Below are 5,294 nucleotides of genomic sequence, written 5' to 3'. Positions count from 1 at the left end.
TAGCGTCTCCCGGCCGCTACAGCCGGCCAATTCAACGACCTTGCCCTGATGCAGCGGATCGACGAGCTGATCACCGCCTGGCCATTCCTGGGCTCGCGGCGAATGACCGCGATGCTGAGGCTGAGGGGCTTGCGGTCAATCGCAAGCGCGTGCAACAGTTGATGCGCAAGATGGGCATCGCCGCGCTGGGACCGAAGCCGAACACGACAAAGCCGGCGCCGGGCCACAAGATCTCTGTCCCGATCTGCTGCGCAACATGAACGATCGACCGGCCGAACCAGGTGTGGGCGGCCGACATCACGTATCTGCCCATCGGCCGCGGCTTTCTCTATCTCGTCGCCATCATCGACTGAGCGAGCCGTGCGGTTCTGGCGTGGCGGCTGTCGAATACGATGGACGTCTCGTTCTGCGTGGCGGCTCTGGACGAGGCGCGGCGACGTACGGCACGCCGGAGATTTACAACACCGACCATGGCAAAGGCGTTCTCCGATCGCATCCGCCAGCGCGCTTCCGCTCGCGGTTACAAATGGCATCTGGACGAGGTCGTTATTTCGATCGCGGGCGAACAACATTGGCTCTGGCGCGCTGTCGACCAGAATGGCTTCGTTCTCGACGTCTTGATCCAGCCCCGAAGAGACTCGCGCGCTGCGCTGCGGCTCATGAAGAAGCGCTTGAATCCGCCGGCACGCCGCTGCGCGTGATGATCACGGACAAGCTCCGTTCGTACGGCGCTGCGAGGGCGAGCATGGGCTTTCACGTCGGACATCGCCCGCACAAAACTCTCAACAATCGCGCCGAGAATTCTCATCGGCAGACGCGGCGACGCGAGCGGATCATGAAGCGTTTCAAAGCGCCCCATCAGGCTCAACGGTTTTAGTCAGTTCACGATCAGGTCGCGAACGTTTCCGCATCCCCTATCTCGGAGCTGTCGCCGCCGACCTCCGTCGTGCTTCGCGCGAACGAGCCTTTGCGACTTGGCGCGAAATCTCCGCGACAAGCGCTATCGCCGAATCTCGGACCTTTGAAAATCGCCTCCTTCGTCTCGGCGGTCGATTAAGTTGACGATGCCATCCATGCGTCGCCCACACGTTCTTCCTTGGCCTTCTTGCATCATGGCCGACGAAGACCGAGATGCAGCCCGCAAAGCTGATCGGCCGCTACGGCAGGACGTTCTGGTGTGTTCGAGGTCAGACATACGGCTTGCCTCAACAATCGCTAGCCTTGTCGCGTAAGCGACATAGCTATCGGAAGCCGTCGGGAATGCGCATCGCTTCGCTGGCATGGAGTCTGCTCACCACCAGGGGCGTAGAAGCGACGCCACGACATCGAACGTCGTTGCGGATGGCGCGCACATGTGTTGTTCGTGAGGTGATATGCGACCTGGAGTTCTTATACGGGGCGCGGCAGCAGTTACGCTTGCCGCTTGCGGTGGCGCGAATTCGGCGGATCTCGATCCAGCGGTGAAGGTTTCATCCGACACTGTGGAGCTGGACCGGGAATTATATTGGCGTGCACGGCGGTGGCGGCTATGCCGGACATCTTCAGTGACCCCTAGGCCCATCTATCTATGGCGACGTCGTCCATACCCCTGCATCCCTGGCCGGGGGCCAGAGCGGTGATCACAGCTTTAGACCGTGCCGCCCAGTCGCCCACTCAGGTGTCTGGGAGATCGGAGCCTGATTCTGGCCCAAGACTTGCGTGCAACGTTTAGGACGCTTTGTGCGCAAGGGTCAGTGCTGGGCTTTGGAGGAGACACTGAACGCAGCTGCGCCAATTTCGTGAGGTCAACCCCAGCCTCCGTTATCCCCACACAACGAGGACGAGTGAACGATCATGTACAAGCTCGGCGCTTTCATGCTTGCGCTGCTGGGTCAGCAGGGATTGGCAGCCGCGCAGGCTCCGGCCGACAACATTGCAAAGCCGCTGCTGGTGCCGTCCGATTACGAGCGAGCGCTAACGATCGGCGCTCAATATAACCAGCTCACTGTCAATATGCCCGACGTTCCGTTCTGGCTCGCAGAGGGCGAAGCGTTCGTCTACCGACGGACGACTCAAGGCAAGCACCAGTTCATGCAGGTCGATGCTGCCACTGGCGGAAAGCAGCCGGCTTTTGATCATACCCGCCTCGCGGCGGCGCTGGCCAGGGCAAGCCTCGAGAACTATAAGGCCGACAATCTGCCGTTCGACCGTTTCGAGCTGGCCGACGATGCTCGCATGATCACCTTCAACATCGACAACACCCGGTGGACATGCGACCTCGTAAGCTATGGCTGCACAGCCAATGCCATGCACCCGGACGTCCATCAACAGATGGGCTATGACCCCACTCCGCCCGCGGAGAACGATCCGGAGAACACAAGCATATCCCCTGACGGCAAATGGTTGGCCTATACTACAAAATACAATATCTTCCTGCGCAGCGAGGACGGCTTGCAGGACATCCCTTTGACCTGGGACGGATCGGAAGGCAACTACTATGCTTTCTCGACGCTAAGATGGTCTCCAGATTCGCGTCACCTCGCGGCTTACCGCATCCGTCCAGGCCACAAACGTCAGATCCACTACATCGAATCGTCCCCGACGGACGAGCTTCAACCTAGATATTCGACGATGACGTATCCGAAGCCGGGTGATGCCTTGCCGCTGCTCCAGCCGGTGCTGTTTGACATCATCATGCAGAGCAAGATTGAAATCGACAATGCTTCCTTTCCAAATCCCTACCACCTTTCGCCGATCAAGTGGTGGAAGGATGGTCGCGGGTTCACCTTCGAGTATAATCAGCGCGGGCACCAACTCTATCGACTTGTCGAGGTGGAAGCTGCTGCGGGTAAGGTGCGCTCTCTGATTGATGAGCGCAGCATTACCTTCATCGATTACCAGCCTCTGGTGATGGACCAGCAGAACACTGGAAAGTTCTTCCGCTACGACGTTGAGGACGGAAAGGAGATCATCTGGGCGTCCGAGCGCGATGGATACGAGCATCTGTACCTCTTCGATGGCCGAACCGGCGAGCTCAAAAACCAGATCACTAGAGGAGATTGGGTGGTTCGCGCGGTCTACTACGTCGATCCGGTCAAGCGCCAGATTTGGTTTGGTGCGAGCGGGAGGGACAAAGGGGAAGATCCCTATTTTGTCCATGCTTACCGTGTCGACTTCGATGGGAACGGACTGACCGCGCTCACTCCTGAACCGGCCAACCATCACATTGAGTTTTCGCCTAACGGCCGCTACTATGTCGACCTGTGGTCACGCATCGATGTCCCGCCGCGCTTGGCGCTGTATCGCGCCAGTGATAATGCCGAGCTGATGCAGGTTGAGAGCGCCGATATCTCGGAACTCATCGCCTCCGGCTGGCAGCCGCCCCTCAGCTTCCATGCCAAGGGCCGGGACGGCGAGACCGATATATGGGGGGTTATTCACAAGCCCCTCAACTTCGATCGAAACAAGAGATACCCGGTGGTGGAAAACATCTATGCCGGCCCTACGGGTTCTTTCGTTCCGAAGTCGTTCTCGGCCTTGGTTGAGCCGCTCACCCAAATGGGGTTTATCGTCGTTCAGATCGATGGAATGGGTACGAACAATCGCTCGCGCGCGTTCCACGACATTGCCTGGAAGAATTTAAAGGACGCCGGCTTTCCCGATCGGATTCTATGGCATAAGGCGGCGAGCGCGAAGTATTCATGGTACGATATTTCGAACGTCGGCATTTTTGGCGGGTCCGCCGGCGGGCAGAACGCGGTGAGCGCGCTGCTCTTCCATTCTGATTTTTACAAGGTGGCGGTGGCTAACAGCGGCTGTTACGACAACCGGATGGACAAGATATGGTGGAATGAACAGTGGATGGGTTGGCCGGTTGGTATCGAATATTCGCTGTCCTCCGCCATCGACAACGCCCACAGACTACAGGGTAAGTTGATGCTCGTTGTCGGCGAAATGGACCGCAATGTCGATCCGTCCTCTACCTTCCAGATGGCTGATCGGCTCATCAAGGCAGGAAAATACTTCGACATGCTTGTGGTACCCAGTGCAGATCACGGAGCGCCCGGCAATTATAGCGAGCTCAAGCTTCTGGACTTCTTCGTTCGCAATATTCTTGGGCAGATACCACCTAACTGGAACGCCCTACCGATTGAGCTGCTGAAACCCAATTAAGGGCCATGATTGCGCGAAGAGCTATCATCATTTAGGTCCAACGCCGTGGCGACTCGAACGAGCGCCCTCCGATTTCGCTTGTCTCTCAGCATTAGTAAGCAAAAGCACAGTCATCTATGACTCTTTGGGAGTTTTGGGACAGGCGCTGAACCTCCTCCGAATGAGTGGACACCTGTAGTAGGCTCATTGAGCCCGGAGGTGTCGAATGGAACGTCAACGTCGGTCATTTACCGAGGAGTACAAGCGCCAGGCCGTCGAGTTGGTGGTGTCCAGCCGTCGCACGGTCACGTCGGTGGCCAAGGAGCTCGGTCTGCGCGACTCGGTGCTGCGGCGCTGGGTCGACAAGCTCCGGCAGGAGCCGGCATCGGCGAGGTGGCGCCCCACCACGCAGGTGACGCCGATGTCGGCGGACCAGGCTTCGGAGATCGCCCGGCTGCGCCAGGAGACCGAACGAGCGCGACATTTTAAAAAACTGTCCAGAGCCGTTGCACGCTGCGCGGGTTAGAAACAGCCTTGTGCTATTCTCTGCGGCCGGGAGGGCAGCGGCCGTCAGCTTATTGGAGGCGCAATAGCTTCTTCCATACCTTGAAGACCGAACTCGTTCATCATCGCAACTACAAGACCCGCGCCGACGCCCAGCGTGATATCTTCGCCTTCATCGAGGGCTTCTATAACCGAACAAGGCTCCATTCCGCCGTGGGATATATCGCCCCGATCGAGATGGAGCTAAACGTCGCCTAAACCCGTCTAATTTTTTGGGGGAAGATCATACGGGACATTCACCGTTCAGCTGTTGCTGCCGCTAGCACCCCTGCCGGTTAAAACTCGACGGCGTTCTCAACATCGAACCAAGCATTGGGCCGAGGCTCGTCAGCTTCTCGGAAGCTAGCGCCCCATTCTGAGATCTCTGGACACTTGACCAACGCAATGCCTTCGAAGCGGCTCTTGGCTCGGCCGGTAAATTGCAAAGGTGAGTGTCGATTTCGCCGGGCTGTTGTTTTCGAGCGCGTCAATCAGCTTCTCGAACTGAACCCTCCGTAGCTCGCGCGGAGGATCCGAGCTTAGCTCGGAGGTTGAGAAACCTCTACGTTCTCCAATGAGCGTGGTGAGTCGATCGTTAATAAGCCGAATTGGGCTGAACT

Annotated in this window: 3 protein-coding genes and 2 pseudogenes; all 5 read left to right on the top strand. The window is 58.1% G+C overall.

The features are described from left to right. Positions 1 to 36: 36 nt before the first annotated feature. Positions 37 to 475 (top strand): annotated as a pseudogene (locus tag IC66_RS49340) (DDE-type integrase/transposase/recombinase); the annotation flags it as partial. 1 nt (position 476) lies between these two features. After that, positions 477 to 1,057: pseudogene (locus tag IC66_RS43020) on the top strand (IS6 family transposase); the annotation flags it as partial. Positions 1,058 to 1,833: 776 nt separating this feature from the next. Beyond that, entirely contained in the window at positions 1,834 to 4,152 is a 2,319-nt protein-coding gene (locus IC66_RS0140820; protein ID WP_014497844.1) for a S9 family peptidase, read from the top strand. 205 nt (positions 4,153 to 4,357) lie between these two features. Further along, complete coding sequence (locus tag IC66_RS0140815; RefSeq protein ID WP_011084772.1) at positions 4,358 to 4,657, top strand: transposase; 300 nt, start codon at positions 4,358 to 4,360, stop codon at positions 4,655 to 4,657. An 8-nt stretch (positions 4,658 to 4,665) separates the two neighbouring features. Next, entirely contained in the window at positions 4,666 to 4,893 is a 228-nt protein-coding gene (locus IC66_RS46895) for an IS3 family transposase (RefSeq protein WP_370091571.1), read from the top strand. Positions 4,894 to 5,294 lie beyond the last annotated feature (401 nt).

The sequence above is a fragment of the Bradyrhizobium genomosp. III genome (assembly GCF_000261705.1).
GTDB lineage: Bacteria > Pseudomonadota > Alphaproteobacteria > Rhizobiales > Xanthobacteraceae > Bradyrhizobium > Bradyrhizobium ottawaense.
The sequence above is the reverse complement of the archived record's forward strand: the minus strand, read 5'-3'. Positions and strand labels throughout refer to the sequence as shown.